This window comes from Idiomarina sp. Sol25, from assembly GCF_033052775.1.
Classification (GTDB): domain Bacteria; phylum Pseudomonadota; class Gammaproteobacteria; order Enterobacterales; family Alteromonadaceae; genus Idiomarina.
Genome location: NZ_JAUPEW010000002.1, coordinates 270,908 through 291,699 on the forward strand (window position 1 = coordinate 270,908; position 20,792 = coordinate 291,699).

The following is a 20,792-nucleotide window of genomic DNA, read 5'->3' on the forward strand; positions in this document are numbered from 1 at the left end:
GCAAATAATAAGCAAATAACTTATATAATTTTTAACGGCTTCTGAGTACTTTACGACATGCAGCAACACGTTCACCTTATCATAGATAATGCCGCCGACTGGCAGCCTTATTACCCAAGTCAAAGCTTACTCACCGCAAGTGAATACTTACAATCAGCACACTTGCAGAGTCGTTATCATGTCTTAAATTTGTGTAACGACCTATCTTACCTGTCAACCGGCTATTATGTTAGTCTGCTGGCAGAGGCTCGTGGACAAAAAGTTATGCCGTCGGTTGCGACCATTAATGATCTGAGTAACTTCTCTCACTATCAGTTACTGATTAATACCGCCGACCGATCACTCACTAAATATTTGCAGAGCCGTGACGAAAATTCCCTGTCGTTACTGATTTGTTTTGGCTTATGCGAACAGCCTGAGCTCGCTTCTTTTGCGCGCCAAATATTTGAGCGCTACGCCTGCCCTATTTTAAAAGTTGAGCTGGAATTTAATGGCCGCTGGCACATTAACAAACTAACCTCAGGTGCACTGAACCAGTTAACGGACGAACAACAAAGCTTTTTTGGTAACTCACTGGATCATTTCAGTAAACGTGTGTGGCGCAAAGCGCGTACCCGCAAAGAATACCGTTTTGATTTGGCCATTTTGTATAACCCGGACGAGGCCATTCCAACCAGCGACAAAAAAGCGCTGGCACAATTTATTAAAGCCGCGAAAGAGGCCGACATTGAAGCCGAGCTGATTACCGCAAACGACTTCAACCGTTTGCTGGAGTTTGATGCGCTTTTTATACGGGAAACCACCCGCATTAACCACTACACCTACCACTTTGCAAAAAAAGCCGAAGCCAATGGTATGGTCGTTATTGACCACCCGGAATCCATTGTTAAGTGTGCCAATAAGGTGTTCTTAAAAGAGTTACTGGATAAACATAAGGTGGCGACACCAAAAACAGAGCTCTTGTTGAGTCAGTCAGAAATTGATTACGAAGCAATAGGCGAGCGCCTGGGTTATCCGGTGGTGCTGAAGATTCCTGACGGCTCATTTTCTATTGGCGTGGAAAAAGCAGAAGACTTAGCCCAGTTTAAAAAAGTAGCAACGGAGCTTTTTAAGCAGTCCACTATACTGCTGGCGCAAGAGTACATGAGAACCGACTACGACTGGCGTATTGGTGTGCTGAATAACCGCCCCATCTATGCGTGTCAGTACTTTATGGCGCGTAACCATTGGCAAATTTATAATCACAGCGAATCGTCATCCCGTGGTAAAAGCGGTTCTTTTTCCACTTTAGGCGTGCATCAGGCTCCTAAAGATGTGGTGCGTCTGGCATTACAGGCAACTCGCTTAATTGGCGACGGCCTGTACGGTGTGGATATTAAGCAAACACCACAAGGCCCGGTAGTTATTGAAATTAATGACAACCCGTCAATTGAGTCTGGTGTGGAAGACAAACACTTAGGCTATGAGCTTTACCGGCTGATTATGGCTGATTTTGGGCGACGCCTGGATGAATACTGAGTTTTGCATTGGGCGGGCAAACAAAAATGACCTTGAACAATTAATCTCTTTAGAGCGTGCGACTTTTAATTACAGCTGTATTAGCCGTCGCAGTTTTAAGCGGGTAATTGAGTCCAGCCACAATTACTGTTGGGTAGCACGTTCAGGTAATGATTTAGCCGGGTACGCTATTGCCTTTACCCGGCGTAACAGCAAAGTATGGCGCTTATACTCCATAGCCGTAGCTCAGAGTTTTCGTGGTTTAGGAGTAGGCAACCTGCTGATGAACAAGATACTGAGCGAGGCGAAGAGCAGCGGCGCTAATGCCATGTCGCTGGAAGTGAAAAGCGACAACAAAGCCGCTATTCATTGGTATCAAAGCTGTGGTTTCGAAACCATCGATATTCTGCCGGAATACTACGATGACGGCAGCGACGGTTTTAAAATGCGTTTTACTTTTTATCCGGGAAGTCAGTAAATACGCCTTCTACGCCAGCTTGTTTTAACCACTGGCGTAATTGCGCATGAGACTCCACACCTTTTGGTAAGTTATCGGCCCGAAGGGTATAAACATGAACATCCAGGCCTTTCTCTTCCGCAGACTTTAAAACGCTGCCCCATTCAGGCTCACCGTTCTCCGACACTCCGGTCAATACGTGATTTACCCACAAGCCAATACCTTCAGCGTAGCTTTTTACTGACTCCAGCCCGGCGCCAGTGCGCATCGCACTGTAATCAATATCGGTTTCTCCCCAGTTATTGTCGCCCACCAGCTGAATTAACGGAAAGTCCCAGTTAAATTCACGCTTTAAGCGACGTAGCACTTCCGGGTCAAAAGACTGCAGATAAACCGGTGTCGGGCGTTTGTCGTGGTAGCCGTTGTGGGCTAAAACAGACATCACTGCCGCCGTCGCATCGTACCCTTGCTGCTGATACCAGCGCGGAGATTTGATCTCGACATAAATGCCTGTCGACATACTCCGGACGCGGTTCAGCTCCTGAATCAGTTTGATTTCCTCATCCAGTGTTTGTATCGGAAACTGAACGTCAGGGTGAGAAAACCGCTTAGGGTAAACCAGCTCATAATCTTTATGCCGGGCAACAATGGTTAACTGCTTAAGTTCTTCCAAGGAAAAATCGACCACATAGTATTGGCCATCAGGCCGGTGTTTTTCCGGGAACACCTCCGACACATTCGTCACATGATCCAGGATTTCATCATGCAGAACCACCGGAACACCATCGCGGCTCAGTTGCACGTCCTGCTCTATATAATCCGCTCCCAGACCATGAGCCATAACGGCGCTGGCCTGAGTGTGCTCGGGTAAATAACCGGATGCGCCACGATGCGCAATATCCAGGAACTGCGGAACTTTAAGGTCATGAAACGGTGCATCCGGCATCTCGTCCTGCGCCTGAACTGCGGTTGCTGATACCAATAAAAACAAACACCCGAAGATACGTTTAGTCATTGTTCCAGTTAACCTCTAATACCTTATCGCCTAGCTCGCGATAACGCTTCATTAATACGTCAATGGATTCCGGATCAGGGTTTAACCCGCGTCCGCGCAAATATTCCGGGTTGTACAGTTTACTTACTGAACGTTCACCTAAGTCACAGGAGAAGGTCACAATGCGGTGCCCCGGACCTTTTCGTAAAGCCGCAGCCAATGCGCCAGCAACGTTCAGAGCCGAGCTACTCCCCAGAACAATACCATCTTCGTCTCTGATATAACGTGACAGGGTCACTAAATCTTGATCGGGCAAATTGACCGCGTGATCAATGCGTGCCTGGCGGAAATTATCGACTAACCGCATAATGCCGATGCCCTCGGTCATAGAGCCGCCATTCGACACATACTCACCACTGCGTAAAAACTCATAAATACCGGAACCATTCGGATCAACCACCCAAACATCCAGCCCCGGATTCTGTTCTTTTAAGAAACGTGAGTTACCGCCAATGGTGCCGCCGGTTCCGGCCACAGACACTAAAACGTCTATTTTTCCTTCGGTTTGCTCCCATATTTCGGGGCCGGTATGAAGGTAATGCGCACGAGCATTACTGGTGTTTTCAAACTGGTTAGCCCACCAGCAATCATCGCGTTCTTCCGCTAAACGCCGAGCGGTATGGTAAAAGTGGTTTTCATTTTTAAAGGGAACCGGGTCAACCGACATTAGCTCACCACCATGCAAGCGGATCATGCGCTCTTTTTCCGGCGTCTGGTCATTGGGCATAACCGCTAACATACGCAAGCCATAAGACTTTGCCACCACAGCCAGACCAATACCGGTGTTACCCGCAGTACCTTCAACCACCGTCATACCCGGCTTTAATTCGCCGCGTTCCATAGCGTCATCAATCAGTTGCTTAGCCGCGCGATCCTTAATGGAGCCGCCCGGATTCTGGAACTCGCATTTAATAAAAATATCGCATCCGGTTAAATCAGACAGCGACGGTATACGAAGTAAATCCGTCTGCCCGATAAGATCGCTCTGCCGCGCGCCAACTCTCATGCCACTGCACCTTTTATCATTCGCTACTGTAGGTAAATAGTATCTCCCCTGTACTCTTTTGGTTCAATAGCACTTTTGGTGCAATGCACAAAAGGAGCGCACGTTTTTTGTGCAGAAAAATCACGAGAGCATTATTTATCCATAAATATCAGAAATTTAAGTTATGGCACGCTTCATGAATTAAAAGGGTTGCTTAACACTATTTTAATAAGGAAAGCACCATGAAAATGCTCGTTGCGTTAATCAAACCCTTCAAGCTGGAGGATGTGAAGCAAGCGCTGTTTGAAATTGGCTGCAAAGGCCTGACAGTGTCTGAAGTTCGTGGAGTAGGACGGCAAAAGGGGCATACCGAGCTGTACCGGGGCGCCGAATATCAAGTGGACTTCCTGCCCAAAATGAAAATTGAACTGGCTGTACCCGACGAAACCGTCGAACGTGCCCTGGAAGTGGTCATTGCCGCTGCTCATACCGGCAATATCGGCGACGGAAAAATATTCGTTATGCCGCTGGAGCAATGCGTTCGCATACGCACCGGCGAAACCGACCAAGACGCCCTTTAAGGAGCCCATCATGGAAGCACAAAACTTACAACAACTCACTTTCGCGGTAGACACCTTTTACTTACTCATATCCGGGGCGCTGGTTATGTGGATGGCAGCCGGATTCTCCATGCTGGAAGCGGGATTGGTCAGAAGTAAAAACACCACCGAAATTCTGACCAAAAATATCGCGCTTTACGCCATTGCCTGTATTACCTATCTGGTTATCGGTTACTCCGTGATGTACCCCAATCCTTCAACCTCAGCTTACGCGGCTGACGCCAATTTCTTTTTCCAGATGGTGTTCGTTGCCACCGCTATGTCCATTGTTTCTGGTGCCGTTGCAGAGCGTATGAAACTCATGAGCTTTCTACTGTTCTGCGTTGTGCTCAGCGCCGTTATTTATCCAGTGCAGGGCTTATGGACCTGGGGCGGTGGAATGCTGACTGAATGGGGCTTTGTCGACTTTGCTGGTTCCAGTATTGTGCATTTAACCGGTGCATCAGCGGCGCTTGCCGCGGTTCTTTTACTGGGTCCGCGCTCCGGTAAATATCTGAGTGACGGCAGTATCAACGCGTTACCCGGCTCTAATATGCCACTGGCTGCACTGGGTACCTTTATTCTCTGGTTTGGCTGGTTTGGTTTTAACGGCGGTTCGCAGTTAGCGCTAAGCACCGTTGACGACGCCAATGCCATAGCCCGCGCCATGGTAAACACGAACACCTCGGCCGCAGCTGGTACTATCGCCACTCTGCTGTTTACTAAGTTGCTGTGGAAAAAAGCCGATTTAACCATGATTTTGAACGGTGCCTTAGCCGGACTGGTAGCCATTACTGCGCAACCGGTCACTCCGGAGCCCTGGCTTGCCGGCGTTATCGGCTTTATTGCGGGGCTTATTGTCGTGCTCTCCATTATTGGGCTGGATAAACTCCACATTGACGATCCGGTCGGTGCTATTTCGGTACACGGTGTGGTCGGTATTTTCGGCACTCTTGTGGTTCCGCTCAGCGATGACGGTGCCAGCTTTCTTATTCAGTTAGCCGGTGTCGGTACCATTTTCTGCTGGGTGTTTTTCAGTAGTCTTATTGTCTGGGCTATACTGAAGCTAATACTGGGCATTCGTGTGACTAAAGAGCAGGAGTATATCGGTTTAGATCAAGTCGATTGCGGCGTCGAAGCCTACCCTGAGTTTACGTCGAAAAAAGACGGGTAAAAGGCTCTTTATTGCCAGTTTCGCCCATTCTTGATAACGTTTTTAACTATCATTTTCCGGAATGGGCGAACAAATATGTCGACATCACGAGAGTATGTTGAAGAGCTTTTAGCGAAAGCAGATATCCGCATTAACGGTGACAGGGCCTGGGATATGCAGGTTCACGATGAAACCGTATTTGATCAGGCACTGTCGCGCGGTAACCTTGGCTTGGGTGAATCCTATATGGCTCGTTTGTGGGACGCCGAATCACTTGACCAATTTTTCTTCAAATTACTGCGCTCCGGCATTCAGGATGAAGTTAACCCCGCCCGCCTTATTTTCCATTCTTTAAAAAGCCGAGTTTTCAATTTACAAAGTAAATCCAAGGCCTGGGAGGTTGGTCAGCATCATTACGACATGGGCAACGACCTTTATCAGTCGATGCTCGATGAGCGCATGGTGTACACCTGTGGTTACTGGGAAAAAGCCAAAGACGTTGATGAAGCACAACGACACAAACTTGAACTGTGCTGCAAAAAGCTGGGACTGAAGCCTGGCATGCGTGTTCTTGATATTGGTTGTGGGTGGGGCAGCTTCATGCAGTATGCCGCTGAAAACTATGGTGTCGAGTGTGTTGGTGTCACTATCTCTAAAGAGCAGGTCGCCCTTGGCAAGGAGCGCTGCAAAGGCCTTCCGGTAGAATTCCGACTACAAGACTACCGCGAGCTGGACGAGCAGTTCGACCGCGTTATCAGCTTAGGCATGTTCGAGCATGTTGGTCAGAAAAACTACGACGACTATATGGATGTCGCTCTGCGCTGCACCAAAGAAGACGGCCTGTTCCTGCTGCACACTATTGGTAAAAATGTCAGTGATACCGCAGCCGACCCATGGATCAGCAAGTACATTTTCCCGAATGGCGAAATTCCGTCTATTTCACAAATAGGAACGGCACTGGAAGAAAAGTTTGTCTGTGAAGACCTGCACAACTTTGGTGCCGATTACGATAAAACCTTAATGGCCTGGTTTGAAAACTTCGATAAAGCCTGGCCGTCTATTAAGTCACAGTTTGATGACGAGTTTTATCGTATGTGGAAATACTATTTGCTGTCCTGCGCAGGTGCGTTCCGTGCACGCGACATTCAATTGTGGCAATGGGTGTTATCTCCTAAGGGCAGGGTTGGAGGATATTTACGGCCTCAACTTTAAGAGGCCGTATTAACCCGGCCGCTAAAATTCTGTCATAAAGATATTCCAGAAGACCAAAAACAGGGCTGCAATCAGCGGCCCTAAAACAAAGCCGGTAATACCAAACAACGACATACCACCTAAAGTAGAAAACAGCACCAGATAATCCGGTAACTTCGTATCACGCCCGACCAGAATTGGGCGCAGTACGTTGTCGGCCAGGCCAATCACTATTGCGCCGTAGGCAACGAGTATGGTGGCGGCTATCCAGCTGCCTGTCGCGTATAAATAAATAGATACCGGTAACCATACCAAACTGGCACCAACCGCCGGAATTAACGACAAGAAGGCCATAACCACACCCCATAGCAGGGCGCCCGGAATACCCAGCAAGGCGAAAATTATGCCCCCCAGTGCCCCCTGAACTATGGCAACAACAATGTTTCCTTTCACTGTCGCCCGGGTCACACCGGCAAACTTACTAAAAAGCATGCGCTCGCGCTCATCGCCCAGAGGCAAGGCTTTTACCATCAGATTAATTAAAGACTGCCCGTCTCTTAGCAGAAAAAAGGTTAGATAAATCATCAACCCCAGACTGATAAGAAAAGAAAACGTATTTTGGCCAAAGGCTAAGGCCTCTTCGGCTAAGAATTTACTGCCACTGGCTGCGCCCGAAGATATTTTTTCCCGCACGTCGCTGGCTTTAATATCAAACTGAGAAAGCAAGTCACTAATAATCGGAAAGGCTTTTTGAACGTCATCAAAGAGCTTACCGGGGTTAATCTTACCTTCGTCCAGCCTCTGGTAAAAACTCACCCCCTCCTGGACAAAGGAATATGAAATACCCAAGGCAGGGATCACCACGATAACCAATGCAATCAGCAAAGTTACAAGAGCTGCCCTATTGGGTTTGTTTCCAAGTTTCTTTTTCAGTTTTTGTTGTAGTGGATAAAAAATAACAGCTACCACACAAGCCCAAAAAATGGCGCCCCAAAACGGTATAAGTATACAAGCGAAGGCGATACTGACTATAACCATTGTCAGTAAAAATGCCCGCCTTTCTAAAGATTCCCGCATAGCTCGTTCCTTGATGTTAATGATTCTCGGCTCAAATACTTGACAGAAGTTAAGATTGATAACAACCTCAAGATAGTTAACTGCCTAATTTATCACAACCGATAAGAATAAATGCGTAAATTGAAAGACCCAAACAGCTTTACTAGCTGGCTCAAAGAAAGTGTCGTCAACTTCACCGAGATGAACGCCGAAAAGCAGGTGTTCACGGGCTTCGTGTTGGCGATATTGATTGCGGCTATTATCAGGGTCATTGAGATAACGGGCGGGCTTCCGAGCCTTTACGAGCACCTACTTTACTTTCCCTTAATTTTTGCCGGTTTACTGCTGGGATCACGCATTGGCGCTTTGGCTGGTTTCATGTGTGGCCTATTACTCAGCCCCTTTTCTTTTTCCGAGTCGTTGATAAGCGGCAACGAAATTGTTGGCGGCTGGATGCTCCGTATGGTCGCCTATACTCTTGTGGCCACTATGGCGGGAATGGTTGCCAAGGTCATAAAAGAATTAAGCGGCGCTGAGCAAACGGCCAAATTTAAATATCAGGGAACCGACCTTCCCAATATCAACGAGCTACTAAAACAGTTAGAAAGCATTGGCCATAGAAAGGGCAGCTCACCCAATGACCTGGTCGATATTTTCAACTTCCGTTTGCAGAATATGGATAAAATTCAGCAGCAAATCGGAACCGAAAAAGCCAACGAGCTGGTTAAACAAATGGCAGTTCAACTGAAAAAGCTCCTTGGAGACCAGGTTCACGTTGGTCAGACATCAAGAAATGAGCTGGTTGGGGTTCGTTCTGAGGCTGAAGGGAACTCGAAAGAGCTGCAACAAAAAATCGAAAGCTTTTTGGAAAAACCTATCGTCATTGACGGCGTTTCTTATCAGATGGACAGCACCGCTGGTGTCCTTCGGGTAAAAAAAGAGCAACTTAAAGAAGACCACCAGAAAGTTTTCGACGAAGCTCAGTCACATGCGTTCAACGCTTTTCAAAAGAAACAACAGTTTTCCTTTCTGGAGCAAAATGAGGCTATTGACCAAATTGAAGAAGTCACGTTTTCGCGCCAGTTTAGTGAGGCAATGAAAAATAACGATATTCAACTTTACTATCAGCCTCGCCTGAATACCAACTCAGGCTACTTTTCCGTGCTGGAAGTTTCAGCCAAATGGGTGCACCCCAAGCGCGGCAGTATGAGTTTAGAAGAGTTTAAGCCAATGATAGAAGAGGCTTCTTTAACTCAGCAATTTACGTCATGGATTATTCAACGCACCTTTAAAGACCTGCGGGTATGGCAAAAACAAAAAGTCACGATACGCGTTGCTATTAACGTGACCATTAATGATATTGTTGATCCGCTTGTACTCAATGTTTTAGCGCACGAACTTCAGGAAACCAAATTTCCGGCACAGAATATCAATATAGAAGTCAGTGAGCGGGCCTTAATGTCACTTTCCGACAAATCGAAACGCTACCTGGAGCGTCTGCGCAGCATTGGCTGTAATATTATTGCGTCGCATTTTGGAGAAGGCCGCTCCACTATACAGTCACTTTTTGTGTTACCTGTAGACGCCGTAAAACTGTCTGAGGAGTTAGTGCAAAAAGCCACCTCCCATAGCGATCAAAAAAGAGAGCTTGCCTCTATGGTCAAAATGGCAAGATCCCGTGGCTTAACAACCATCGCTACGGGCATCAATAATCGCGCAAAGCTGCTACTGTTAAAGCAAATAGGGTGTGAAGAGTTACAAGGCTCTATTCTCAGTAAGTCATTGAAGAAGTCAGAAATACCCTGGGCACGGATACGATAATGAGAAATGAAAGAGAGTTAACACTGCATCGAGCGTCGCGTAAACGCTTTTTCAAACGGCCGGAAGTAATTCTGGCGCTCAGCTATATTATTGCTGCTATCATCTGGGAACTGGGCACTAACGCCTTAATTCCTAAGCTACCGGTTGAAGCAGGTACGAAAACCATCTTAATTCAATGGGAGCCATGGGTATTTGTCACATTATCCGTCGTTTTCCTGTTTTTCTTTATTCGACGGATTTGGTTTTTAAGGTTTAAAAAGTCTCGGGAATTATTGCACAGCTACCTTGGCAACAGTCCGACCGTGCACTACGAGGTTAAGGCTATTGATTCAGGTTTCTGCGTCGACTGGGTAAGCACAAACTGCGAACGTATTCTTGGGTACTCAACAGAAGAGGTAATGGCACCAGGCTGGTGGCTCAACAACATTCACCCAAACGACGTGAGAACCGTGAAGAAAACGGCTTTACGAGGCTTTGAAGAGGAGCAGTTTGTTTATGAATATCGTTTTCGTCACCAGCAGGGACATTACATTTGGGTGAGGGACGAAGTACGTCGTAGTAGCCAGAGACCTCTGCGTTTTCAGGGCTCTTGGACAAATATTTCTACCGACTATTATGATACCCCCAGCATTCATTCTGGGAAGAACTCGGAGCTCGAAGTGTTGTCAGGCATCGCACTACTGGATGAGCACCGCCGAATAATAGCTATTGATACGCCATTTACTGAAGTTTCCGGCTTAAACGAATCTGGGTGTCTGAATTCAAAACTTGAGGAACTACTGGCAGCAACGGAAATTGATGAAACTAACGAAGACTTCCCCTGCAACCAGAGTATTCTGACTGTCGGTCGTAATACGGATAACCAACGTTACTCCGCTATTTTAACTGTTCGTGAAGCCCCGGCGAGTTTTCCCGGGAGAGCTGCCTACATTGCAACCCTAAACGATGTCACACGGATGAAATTGCAACAGCGGCAGTTGCAAAAATTGGCCTTTTTTAATGAGTTAACCGGCTTACCTAACAGCAACTCGCTGGCGCTGGATTTAACCCGGTTAATAGATGAATTACCCAGCGACAGGTTGACTGCCGTCATTGTGATGAATGTTAATCATTTTCATCAGGTCAATGACCGGTATGGCCATCATATTGGCGATAAAATTTTACAACGCCTGGCGCTTAGGTTAAAAGAAGCGATTCCCCTCGGTACCAAGCTTTATAATCTTGGTGGTGATGAATTTGCCGTCGTTTTGAATCATATTGCTGAATACATCGATATTCAGAACATCATTTTACAAATTCAGGCCGCGTACGACCCCCCATTCATATTGTTGGGCAGCGAACGGCAAGTGCAACTGGCAGCCAGCATTGGTGTCAGTGTTTACCCGCTCGACGGCTACGATGCCGAAAAGCTCCTCGCTCAAGCCAATTTGGCCATGAATTCTGCTAAAGACGAGCACAACGAGAACAACACTTACTTTAAGCAAGAACTGGAAACCCGCTCTTACGATGAAATCCAATTAGAAGAAGATGTCCGCAGTGTGTTGCAGACCGAGCAAATACAGTTGGTTTATCAGCCTGTGCTTAACATGGAAAAGCAGGTGATCGGCGTTGAAGCTCTGCTACGCTGGGAGCACCCCGACCTCGGTACATTAAAGCCCGACCAATTTCTGCCGCAATTTGATGCCAATGGTATGTTGGACACGCTGGGAGTATGGGTGGTTGAACACGTTATCAAGCAAATTGATCTCTGGCAGGAACAAAACACCGTTCCGGGAAAAATCGGTATTAATCTGGCAACCGAGCAAATTTCACAGCAACTTTATCAGACAGTCAGCCAGTTTGTTAAACACAACCCGGAACTAGCGGAAAAGCTTGAATTTGATTTAAGTGAAAGTAGTTTAGCCGAACCGCTGCCGGATACTCTGGAAATTATTGAGCAGCTGCATCAGCTCGGTATCGTTCTGGTGATTGACCGGTTCGGCAAAGGCATTGCCAGTATGCTGCATTTGAAAAACATGCCGGTGAGTAAAATTAAAATAGAAAGAGAGTTTATTCGCGACCTTGATACTAACGAGCGCTCGCGCAATCTCGTGCGGGCAGTTATTCGCATGACCTCCGAATTGGGTCTGGAAGTACAGGCGGTAGGTGTGGAAAACCAAGCTCAGTTAGCTACACTCGCCGAATTCGGCTGCCATTACTGGCAGGGTGAGCTCTATAAGTTACCGCAAACCGCCGACACCGTCTTTATTCAGGACAGAGACTAGACTGGTCTGCCATTAAAGCCTCATAAACTTGCGTAATATGCGGGTCATTGACGTCCAGTTGTTGTAGCGCCAACTGTAATTTAACCAGGTATTCGGCATTGGGCCCGCTGGGCCCGGACGAACGAGCTATATGGCTGGCAATTTCCGGTGCTGTAGCCTCGCCAAGAAACGCTTCGTTGTCTTCTGTTGCAATATAAACAAGACCCTCTTGTTGGCTACCGTCACGAAAAGTCATAGGCGTAGTGAACCTTAAGTAGCCGTTTTTCTCACGGTGGTCTAAATGCTCAAACACATCGGGTGAAACTTTGTAGGCCATTCCGGTGCACGCTTCGCCCGGAGTCTCTATTAAAGTCAGTACCCTGCCCGGAGCTTCGGGTGTACCTCGATGGTCGTGTGACCCTTGCCAGAAACGTCGTGACCACCCTTCTATTGAAGCAGCCGCCCGTTCCAGATACGGAAAGTCGACTTTATAAATCAATGACCCATAACCAAATAACCAGACAGCCTCCAGGCCACTTAAGTCCTGCCGCTCTTTATTCATTGCAATGGTATCGTGTGACATACTGCTTAGCCTCCACCTTGGTAGCAGGTGCAGACGGGCAAAGCACCCGCCTGCGGCTTTAACACAGGAAACTAACGTTCTTTGTCGGTTTCAGTGTCGTTGTCTGAGCCCAACTCTTCCTGTTGACGAAGGTAACCAGCGGCTTCTTCGTCAGAAGTCTTAGCCTGTGACTGCTGTAGCCTTTCCTGGTCTGTCGGAATAGCGCGGGTCTGCTCATTTAACTGATGTATTTGAGAAGCATTGCCCAAATCGCGATTACTGGTAATGGAAGCAATAGACTCGCGGTCTTTCAGGAAGTCGATAACATCCTTGCGAATAGACGCCATTTGGTCATCCGATTTGTGCATCTCCAGAATGTGTCGCGGATGCTCCAGGTTTTTCATTCCTGTAGCAGCAAAAGTCGTCGACACAATGCGTGACACGATAACCCAGGGAGTAATGCTACTGCGCACCAATGTATTCTCTGAGCGGGTACTGTCATGAATACCGGTACCAGTTGAGATTTTAGACTCAGTAAAGGTTCCTTCGCACTTAAAGTAGATAAGCATGGATTCAAACTGAATTTCCGCATAGAAAAGGTGCGCGATATTCGCCGATAAGCTCGCAAAAGCACGTAATACATAGCCGATAAGGTAGAAGTGGACGGCAGTCATAAACACGCCTGCCAGGGTCATCAAGTCGTTATAAGGTGTATCTTCACCCAACCGGTAGTTCATGCTGTCAAGAACCCTCACCAAATCGACCGCGGCATAGGCTAAGAAAAAGGTAAAAAGCACGCCAATAATGAACAGACTATTACCCAACAGCAAACTGACCAAACGCGACTTATCAAATAACCCGCCCAGTCCCATAGGTTTTACCTGAGGCTGAATTTCCTGAATCATCTCGCCGCTAAAGGCGCCTTTGCCGTCAACGTGTTCCTTTAAGTTAGGGTCCAGTTCACGGTAAACCCGGTTTGGCACTTCGCGATAACGGCGATTCGCCATAACCAGATTGTCCAGGTTGATAAAAATCTCTTTAGGATGCACCGACTCCTGCCAATTTTCCCTTAATTCAGATACTTCAGAAACAGGATTCGCATGAGCTAAACGTCTTTTCAGCAACACAACAGTGACAACAGTACAAATCAAAGCACCAACAAAGACAGCAAACAAGTACCAACCCGCGTGAAAGTCCGGCAAAGCCGCATAATATTGCTCGACCGTTGCTGCTGTAACGTTTGTTGCGGTCAACCACCAAGTTACGACCAGTCCAACCACAACGGGCAGCAATAGTGCGAAGGCAATAATCTTGACCAAACTGCCACTGCCCAAAGAGTCAATAGTCTGCTCCGCACCACGGGATATCGCCTTACCAGCAGCCTTCCATACGTGCATGATATAAAGCGTTAATAAAACAGTATAGACAGGAAAAGCCAGCACTCCAGCGTCTCCGGCAAAACCAGCCAGGGACACAAAAGCAGCAAAGCCAAACGCAACCATTGCGGTAAGAGTGCGCACCCAGGCGCCTAACAGGCGTTGCGCCATGTTACGAATGGGGTAAGGCATAAACAGCAATTTGGGAAACACCGTGTGAGCTATTCGAGCCAGTAAGCCTTTGGGCTCAATAAAGGTGCTGTTTTTGCGGCCCATAAGCATTTCTTCCAGAGCCTGATCGTTATAAGCAACATAACGCGACTCTTCCTGCGCAGTACTGCGCTCAGATTTACTAAAGTTAGGAGCCAGTGAAGTAGGGTGATTACGGCCAACAAAATAGCGCAGCATTGCCATAATGCCGCCGCTCAGTACTTTAATGCCTACGGCCAGAAGTGAAATACCGAAAATAGCCAGTACCCAACCCATAATCGGGTCTTGCTTTACAGAACCAGCACCCGCTATTAGCAAATACACGCCAAACAGCGATTGCACAACCCCACGAATACTTGTTACCAAACCTTCGGTTTTAAACGGGTTTTTTAACCCAAGATCAATCGAACCGTAATCAAACGCCACCGGATTTCCCCTACTCAATGCCTGTTGAAAATAAAGGCTTTAGGTTAGCGGTAAGTTAACCACTGAGCAATAGAAAAATAAAAGCCTGAAAGCATTGAGCTTCATTGACATCAAGCCATGTGCGTAGCAATCTAAGCCTTTATTTTGTTACCAAGCGGCACAGACTATGAAAACCATCGTTGATCACCTGGCACAGTATGCGGCTTATCATCGGAACCGTAAAAATGTCATGACTCATCTTGTCGGTATTCCGCTGATTGTTGTCGGCATCATTAGTTTATTATCGCGGCCTGCGCTACCCTTGGACTACTTTTTGATTGCCCCTGCCAACTTAGTTGTTCTGGCAGTGGTTATTTTTTATATACGTCTGGATATCACATTAGGTTTGCTCATGACCATTTTGCTATGGCTGTCGCTGTCGATAGGCCGCGACATAGCCGCATTACCAACCAGCTTGTGGCTGAGCTGGAGCATTGGTCTATTTGTTATTGGCTGGGTGTTTCAATTTATCGGTCATTATTTTGAAGGACGCAAACCAGCTTTTGTTGATGATATTATAGGGTTAGCCATTGGCCCCTTATTCGTCGTAGCAGAGGTCGTATTTATGTTGGGCTTTAGAAAGGACTTAAAAGCAGCGGTGGAACAAAAATTATGATGAAACTGGATTACCCGCAGTGGTTTCATGATTGGGCGAGCTCACAACCCTGGGCTTATACCATTAGTGCGTGTGTTATCCTGGCAATTGCCGTTTGGGTATCCCAGCTCATAACTCAGCAAATTTTGCTGCGGGGTGTTTCCCGGCTTCTGTCACAGACAAAGCTAGGCAGTGACCCCGGAATTGGCATACGGACTATTGTTCACCGTTTAGCTCAGGTTGTTCCCGCTTTAGTGCTATCCGCCGGTATCTATCTGGTACCCGACCTGCCCGACAACGTTACTACCGTCATACGAAATGTCAGTATTGCTTACTTAATACTCACTCTGGCTCGTTCGTTTAGCGCAGCCATGACCAGCGTTAACGAAATATACAGCCGGCAGCCCGACGCGCATACAAAACCAATAAAGGGTTATCTGCAAATAGCGAAAATAGTAGTCTATGTGGTGGCGACCATTCTCATTATTGCCTCACTGCTGGACCGCTCTCCGGTTATTCTGCTGTCGGGAATTGGCGCCATGGGTGCAGTGGCTATGCTGGTATTTCAGGACACCATTTTATCATTAGTTGCCAGTATCCAGCTCTCATCTAATGACATGCTTCGTGTAGGTGATTGGATTGAGATGCCCCAGTTAAACGCTGACGGCGATGTCATTGATGTCGCACTGCATACGGTTCGGGTACAAAACTGGGATAAAACTATCACCAGCATCCCGACCAAACGCCTGATTTCCGAGTCGTTTAAAAACTGGCGGGGCATGCAGGAAAGCGGCGGTCGCCGCATAAAGCGAGCCTTGTATATTGACCAGAACAGCATTCATTTTTTGTCCGAGGAACAGAAGAAAAAGCTCAAACGCTTCTCGTTGCTAAATGAATACCTAGCGCAAAAAGAAAAAGATATTTCAGAGTGGAATTCAAACCTTGAGCAAACCGGAGCTGACCCGATTAATGGTCGTCAGGTCACTAATATTGGTACCTTTCGCGCCTACGTAAAGCAGTACCTCATTAGCAGACCAGACGTTCATAAAGGACTGACATTAATGGTGAGACAGTTGAATCCGGGTCCTCAGGGGTTACCGATTGAAATCTACTGCTTTAGCAATGACACAGCATGGGAAATTTACGAAGGTATTCAGTCGGACATTTTTGATCACTTGTTTGCCATACTGCCACAGTTTGATTTACAGGTTTTTCAGGAAACCTCAGGGCAAGACGTGCGCTCAGCTGTACAAACACTAGAGCTTAAACCCAAACGTGGTGATGAATAATTTAACACTAAACTAAAACGTTATTGTCATTAAGTTTTCATGTTTGCGGAGTAGTTTCTTTTACTCTGGGAAAATGCATGGAGTAAAACAGTGAAGCAATTTAATCGACGTGACTTTTTAAAGCTATTTGCAGCAACGGGCGCAGCAGTCACCGTATCAACAGCATTACAGGGCTGTGCAAGTATTGGCAAAGCCAGTGAGCGCAGCTCCGTCAGGTTTGACCAAGGCGTAGCCAGTGGTGATCCAACCTCAAACGCCATTTTGTTGTGGACTCGCGCAGTGCCGAAAAACAGCGCAGAACAACAAGTAACGCTGGGCTGGGAGCTGGCCTCCGATGAAAGCTTTTCAAATATCATTCGCTCCGGAACGGCCACCACAAGCCCCAGTCGCGACTACACAGTCAAAGTTGACGTTACCCAGTTATCGCCAAACCAACGTTACTACTACCGTTTTTTAGGTAAGAACAGCAAAAGCCACTCCGGCAAAACACAAACGCTTCCTGAATCTGGCTTAAGACCAGTAAAGTTTGCGGTTTTTTCCTGCTCTAATTACCCAGCCGGTTACTTTAACCCATACTCCGAAGCGGCAAAGGACGACTCAATTGATGCAGTCATTCATTTAGGTGACTACATTTACGAGTATGGCGCAGACGGCTACGCCACCGAAGGTTCAAAAGAAATCGGCAGAGGTTTACCCGACAACAACAATACCGAACTCTTTACCCTGACTGACTACCGCCGCCGCTACGCGCTTTACCGCACCGACGAAGGGTTACAGGCACTGCACGCACACGCTCCTTTCATTGCCGTTTGGGATGACCATGAAATTAGCAATGACACCTGGAAAAACGGCGCAGAAAACCATCAGGAGGATGAAGGCAGCTTTATTGAAAGACGCGCAGCCGCGGTTCAGGCGTACTATGAATGGCTGCCTATTCGTCCGCCGCAGGGCGAAGCCAACCTCACTATTTATCGTGATTTCAAATTCGGTGACTTAGTTGATTTGATCATGCTGGATACCCGCATTATCGGACGTGACAAGCAACTGAATTACGATGATTACCGCGACGCAGAAAGCGGCCAGTTCAACACTAAAAAATTCCAGCAGGACATGTCTTCCGACCGCAGTATCATGGGCAAGAAGCAGTTACAGTGGCTAGTTGATAAACTGAATAAGAGCTCAGCGCGCTGGCAAGTTTTGGGTCAACAACTGCTAATGGGGAAAATGAACTTTCCTGCAGCTGCGTTTGAAGCCGGTGATCGCAGTAAAGTCGCACCACTGTTGTTGCAAATAGCAGAGCTTAAGAAGCGCCTGCAGAAAGGCGAGGAGTTAACACCGCAGCAACAAGCGATGGTCACTCAGGTTACGCCTTATAATCTCGATGCATGGGACGGCTACCCTATTGAACGTGAAATGCTGTACCGGGCAGCGCAAAAAGCCAACAAACAACTGGTGGTTATTGCCGGTGACACTCACAACGCCTGGCACAGCGAACTGCGCAGTTCAGATGGTGCCCACATTGGCGTGGAGTTTGCGACGTCTTCGGTCTCGTCTCCGGGAATGGAAGCTTATTTAAGCCTTGATGCAAAAACCGCAGGCCAGCTGGCCAAAGCACTGCCTACCCTTATTGACGATCTAAAATATACGAACCTGCATCAGCGCGGTTATATGAACCTGTTTGCATCCGAGGACGCGGTAGAAGCAGAGTGGGTGTTCGTGGACACGATTCGTAGCAAAGACTATCGGGTAGTGAATACACACAAAGCGCGTTATACGGGAAGCTAATCTCTATAAAAAAGGGAGCCGTGACACAGGTTCCCTTTTCTCGTTTAGCGTAAATTTACATGCCAAACTTCTTGGTAAACTCTAAATAGAATAAACGCGGTGGACCTGAAATAAAGGTTGGGTTACCAAAGCTTCCGCCCGTATTCCCAGCATCAACCAGGTATTCTTTATCGAATAAGTTGGTTGCTTTCAACGCCAGACTCCAGTCGGCTGAATCATTATAAAGACCTAGTGACGCATTCACTAAAGTGACAGAGTCCTGGCTAATATCCAGACCAGCTACTGGCGCATTTTCCGGTTCAAAGAACACTTCAGACCGGTAGGTTCCGACCACAGAACCGCGCAAGGCGTATTGACTGGAAAGCGCTGCTTCGTATATCACCCCAAGGCTTGAAGTCCACTCAGGCTGAAGGCGGAAACGGTTTCCGGCTAAACTGCCGTTGGTACTGTCGTCATCAATTTTTGCATCCAAATAAGCCAAATGACCAAACAGCTCAATGCCTGCGCCTAAATTCGCATTAATTTCAGTTTCGACACCAAAATTGGTCGCAGAGCCTGCATTTGCGGTGTAAAAGTTACCCGACTCGTCCTGCAAAGAAACCTGAAAGTCCGAATAGTCCTGATAAAACACTGACGCAGAATAACGCACACGGTTTTCCGTTAAGTTTCCTTTAAGGCCGGTTTCGTAGTTCCAGATGATTTCAGCCGGAATCAAACCAAAATCACCTGCTGCTTCACCGTCGGCATCAAGCGTCGAGCTCACATCAACTACTTCTGAGCGACGCCCCTTTGAAACCGTCGCAAACCAGTTGTTGTCGTCATTCAGCTTGTAAATAATATTGAAGCGAGGCAACCAGGCGTCTGAACTGTTGCTCGCAGTGAAAACCTGTCCGTCCGTTGAAACGGTCGGCAGCAGCGTTTGGGTTGGCTCTCCAAGTAGAGGCAACAACTGACTGTCAGGCATGGTCGCAGCAAAACCACTTTCACGATCTTCTGAAACATAACGCAAGCCCGCCGCTACTTCGGTCTTATCGTTTATTTGGTAAGTTAAGTCGACAAAAGCAGACCAGGATTCGTTGTCGCCAAAGTTTGCAAACTCGGCTGCGTATGGAATTTCCTGCAAAGCGCCACCTGTTAATACCGGCGTTAACTGATTAACCGAACCATCAGCATTAATACAAGGTAAGCCACTTGGCAAAGCACCCACGCAGTTCAGGAAAATAGATTCTTCTGTGCTAAAGGGTACACGCTGGCTGCCGTCTTCTGTGAAGTAATTGATGCCCCACAGCGTTAAGAGATCATCGCCAGCATAGTTAAAGCGAAATTCCTGACTGAACTGGTCACCTTCGGCATCTTCACCAAACTCCAGGAACCAGGCCTGGGTGCCGTCTGCGTCAAACACTTCCAGTGAATCGAAGCTGCGGTAACCAGTCACCGAGGTAAAGCTCAGACGCGGACTCATAGTCCAGTCTACGGTTAAGTTAATGTCATCGACGGTTCTGTCCAGACCCAGCTTTTCACGGCCTAATACCGAAGCCGAGTAAGGACTACCGGTCATTTCAACAAAACTATACGGGCTGGTGTCGCCGCCGGTTGGTGCGAAAATACCGTTCTTAAATGAGGTTCCGGTATCTTCGTTTTTCTCGTAACTGTAAATTAAGTCAGCGGTCACCGCATCGCTGGGCTGAAAACGAAGTGAGCCACGCAAGGCTTGTCTGTCAACGCCATTCATGTCGTCCTGGCCCGGCGCAATGTTCTCAATGAACCCGTCACGTTCACGGTAACTGAACGCCAGGCGTCCGCTAACTAAGTCGCTGCCGCCGTTAATAAAACCACCCAGCCGTTGCTGAGATTCGTTTCCTGCACCAGCGCTTAGCTCGGCAGAGAAACCAGGCTCTGGCTTACGGGTTATAACACTGATAGCACCAACTGATGCAGCCGTACCAAATAAAGTCGCTTGAGGGCCTTTAACTACCTCTACACGTTCTATATCGAACAATTCAAAGTAGGAGCCACGTGAGCGTGAGACATCCACTCCGTTGTAATAAACTGACACCCGCGGAGATGCCTGAGCAGAGCCGCTGTCTGAGGTAATGCCGCGAATAACAAAACCAGGGTTGTTGGGGCTTTGTTCCTGAATAACCAAACCCGGCGTCAGGTCTGAAACCATATCCAGTTCGTTTAAGCCCAGTTCGTCCAGACGGCTTCCTTCAAACGCACTGATACTGGCAGGCACGTCATTAATAGACTGCACACGTTTTTGTGCAGTTACTTCAATGCGCTCGAGCTCACCTGATGTGTCCTGTTGCGCAAAAGCAGCAGGCGCACTTAGTGCACAAAGCGCTGCAACAACAGAGTTTAATACTTTATTTATTGGAAACGGTAATGCCGATGTTTTCTTATGAGTAGTCATAACCCTTGAAACCCTAATTAAAATGATTAACGCGTTAACGC

The 20,792-nt window shown here is 47.5% G+C and carries 16 protein-coding genes; 10 read left to right on the top strand and 6 right to left on the bottom strand.

Annotated elements, in window-relative coordinates; all coding sequences use genetic code 11:
- Positions 1-57: 57 nt before the first annotated feature.
- On the top strand, positions 58-1,518 hold the full coding sequence (locus Q5L94_RS05425) for a RimK family protein (RefSeq protein WP_317497426.1): 1,461 nt from the start codon (positions 58-60) through the stop codon (positions 1,516-1,518).
- Entirely contained in the window at positions 1,508-1,975 is a 468-nt protein-coding gene (locus Q5L94_RS05430; protein ID WP_317497427.1) for an N-acetyltransferase, read from the top strand. The genes Q5L94_RS05425 and Q5L94_RS05430 overlap by 11 nt, the downstream gene beginning before the upstream one ends.
- On the opposite strand, the gene glpQ is transcribed toward Q5L94_RS05430, so the two are convergent.
- Both glpQ and Q5L94_RS05440 read right to left on the bottom strand, forming a co-directional pair.
- Positions 1,950-2,969, bottom strand: a complete 1,020-nt coding sequence (gene glpQ, locus Q5L94_RS05435; protein WP_317497428.1) for a glycerophosphodiester phosphodiesterase — start codon at positions 2,967-2,969, stop codon at positions 1,950-1,952. The two genes, Q5L94_RS05430 and glpQ, sit on opposite strands and share 26 nt — an antisense overlap.
- Complete coding sequence (locus Q5L94_RS05440; protein ID WP_317497429.1) at positions 2,962-4,014, bottom strand: cysteine synthase A; 1,053 nt, start codon at positions 4,012-4,014, stop codon at positions 2,962-2,964. The genes glpQ and Q5L94_RS05440 overlap by 8 nt, the downstream gene beginning before the upstream one ends.
- Positions 4,015-4,235: 221 nt before the next feature.
- On the opposite strand from Q5L94_RS05440, the gene Q5L94_RS05445 reads away from it, so the two are divergent.
- The 3 genes from Q5L94_RS05445 (at position 4,236) to cfa (ending at position 6,957) form a co-directional block, all read left to right on the top strand.
- Complete coding sequence (locus Q5L94_RS05445) at positions 4,236-4,574, top strand: P-II family nitrogen regulator (protein ID WP_317497430.1); 339 nt, start codon at positions 4,236-4,238, stop codon at positions 4,572-4,574.
- 10 nt (positions 4,575-4,584) lie between these two features.
- A complete protein-coding gene (locus Q5L94_RS05450; RefSeq protein ID WP_317497431.1) occupies positions 4,585-5,766 on the top strand; it encodes an ammonium transporter in 1,182 nt (393 codons plus the stop codon).
- Between the two features lie 75 nt (positions 5,767-5,841).
- Positions 5,842-6,957, top strand: coding sequence for a cyclopropane fatty acyl phospholipid synthase (gene cfa, locus Q5L94_RS05455; RefSeq protein ID WP_317497432.1), 1,116 nt, complete (start codon positions 5,842-5,844; stop codon positions 6,955-6,957).
- 21 nt (positions 6,958-6,978) lie between these two features.
- On the opposite strand, the gene Q5L94_RS05460 is transcribed toward cfa, so the two are convergent.
- Entirely contained in the window at positions 6,979-8,013 is a 1,035-nt protein-coding gene (locus Q5L94_RS05460; protein WP_317497433.1) for an AI-2E family transporter, read from the bottom strand.
- A 111-nt stretch (positions 8,014-8,124) separates the two neighbouring features.
- Between Q5L94_RS05460 and Q5L94_RS05465 the strand changes: the two genes are divergently transcribed.
- Together Q5L94_RS05465 and Q5L94_RS05470 are read left to right on the top strand one after the other, a co-directional pair.
- A complete protein-coding gene (locus Q5L94_RS05465) occupies positions 8,125-9,813 on the top strand; it encodes an EAL domain-containing protein (RefSeq protein WP_317497434.1) in 1,689 nt (562 codons plus the stop codon).
- A complete protein-coding gene (locus Q5L94_RS05470) occupies positions 9,813-12,077 on the top strand; it encodes an EAL domain-containing protein (protein WP_317497435.1) in 2,265 nt (754 codons plus the stop codon). The genes Q5L94_RS05465 and Q5L94_RS05470 overlap by 1 nt, the downstream gene beginning before the upstream one ends.
- Here the strand turns inward: Q5L94_RS05470 and Q5L94_RS05475 are convergent.
- On the bottom strand, positions 12,058-12,639 hold the full coding sequence (locus Q5L94_RS05475) for a gamma-glutamylcyclotransferase (protein WP_317497436.1): 582 nt from the start codon (positions 12,637-12,639) through the stop codon (positions 12,058-12,060). The genes Q5L94_RS05470 and Q5L94_RS05475 overlap by 20 nt on opposite strands.
- 71 nt (positions 12,640-12,710) lie before the next feature.
- Positions 12,711-14,630 carry a hypothetical protein gene (locus tag Q5L94_RS05480; RefSeq protein ID WP_317497437.1) on the bottom strand — a complete coding sequence of 640 codons (1,920 nt, stop codon included), beginning with the start codon at positions 14,628-14,630 and terminating at the stop codon, positions 12,711-12,713.
- A gap of 166 nt (positions 14,631-14,796) precedes the next feature.
- Here Q5L94_RS05480 and Q5L94_RS05485 point away from each other — a divergent pair, with 166 nt between their 5' ends.
- The 3 genes from Q5L94_RS05485 to Q5L94_RS05495 all read left to right on the top strand — a co-directional run bounded on the left by Q5L94_RS05485 (position 14,797) and on the right by Q5L94_RS05495 (position 18,338).
- Positions 14,797-15,285, top strand: coding sequence for a DUF962 domain-containing protein (locus Q5L94_RS05485; protein WP_317497438.1), 489 nt, complete (start codon positions 14,797-14,799; stop codon positions 15,283-15,285).
- A complete protein-coding gene (locus Q5L94_RS05490; RefSeq protein WP_317497439.1) occupies positions 15,282-16,553 on the top strand; it encodes a mechanosensitive ion channel family protein in 1,272 nt (423 codons plus the stop codon). The genes Q5L94_RS05485 and Q5L94_RS05490 overlap by 4 nt, the downstream gene beginning before the upstream one ends.
- 90 nt (positions 16,554-16,643) lie before the next feature.
- A complete protein-coding gene (locus Q5L94_RS05495; protein ID WP_317497440.1) occupies positions 16,644-18,338 on the top strand; it encodes an alkaline phosphatase D family protein in 1,695 nt (564 codons plus the stop codon).
- A 55-nt stretch (positions 18,339-18,393) separates the two neighbouring features.
- On the opposite strand, the gene Q5L94_RS05500 is transcribed toward Q5L94_RS05495, so the two are convergent.
- On the bottom strand, positions 18,394-20,751 hold the full coding sequence (locus Q5L94_RS05500) for a TonB-dependent receptor (RefSeq protein ID WP_317497441.1): 2,358 nt from the start codon (positions 20,749-20,751) through the stop codon (positions 18,394-18,396).
- Positions 20,752-20,792: the final 41 nt, after the last annotated feature.